The 428-nt window shown below is 49.8% G+C and carries 2 protein-coding genes and 1 pseudogene; 2 read left to right on the top strand and 1 reads right to left on the bottom strand.

Annotation, left to right across the window (positions count from 1 at the left end):
• The first annotated feature begins 1 nt into the window (after position 1).
• The gene (locus EZM41_RS08675) at positions 2-178 is read left to right on the top strand and encodes a hypothetical protein (RefSeq protein ID WP_446697830.1); all 177 of its coding nucleotides are present in this window, start codon (positions 2-4) and stop codon (positions 176-178) included.
• A 5-nt stretch (positions 179-183) separates the two neighbouring features.
• On the opposite strand, the pseudogene EZM41_RS13835 reads toward EZM41_RS08675, so the two are convergent.
• Positions 184-237 (bottom strand): annotated as a pseudogene (locus EZM41_RS13835) (hypothetical protein); the annotation flags it as partial.
• A 3-nt stretch (positions 238-240) separates the two neighbouring features.
• Here EZM41_RS13835 and EZM41_RS13830 point away from each other — a divergent pair.
• Positions 241-428, top strand: a 188-nt coding sequence (locus tag EZM41_RS13830) for a TRAP transporter large permease subunit (protein WP_342449273.1), incomplete at its 3' end; no start/stop codon positions are given.

Genomic DNA, 428 nt, shown 5'->3' with positions numbered 1-428 from the left:
CATCGCGATATGCCTCTTCTTCATGATGTATCCGATAATGGTAAAGATAGACTTCGGTGAGGCCATAAAGGCGGGCAAGAGCGGTAAGCCTGTGGCCTTGACGCTCTTTTTGAACTGGGCCATAAAGCCATTCACTATGTTCAGGTCGAGGCTAAATCCCTTCGTAGCGAAGTGGTAAACGATATAGGTAAAGCCGAGTAGGGCTAGAATATAGGCTATCGCTTTACTGTTGTTCATCTTATCACCGATGCTGGCATATACTGCGCTATTACTGGGGTGTCTGCTACCTTCGTTGCCCTTTTCTTCATCCTCGGAGCTTTTCTTGAGACTACCAAGATGGGGGAATTCTTCACCAAGGTGGCCTCTCGAGTGGCCGGCACAAGCCCAGGTGGACCCGCTCAAATAGCCGTCATAAGCAGCGGCCTCTT

Origin of the sequence: Acetomicrobium sp. S15 = DSM 107314, from assembly GCF_016125955.1 — a bacterium.
GTDB classification, from domain to species: domain Bacteria; phylum Synergistota; class Synergistia; order Synergistales; family Thermosynergistaceae; genus Thermosynergistes; species Thermosynergistes pyruvativorans.
Note: the sequence above shows the minus strand (reverse complement) of the source record. Positions and strands in the feature narration are given on the sequence as shown.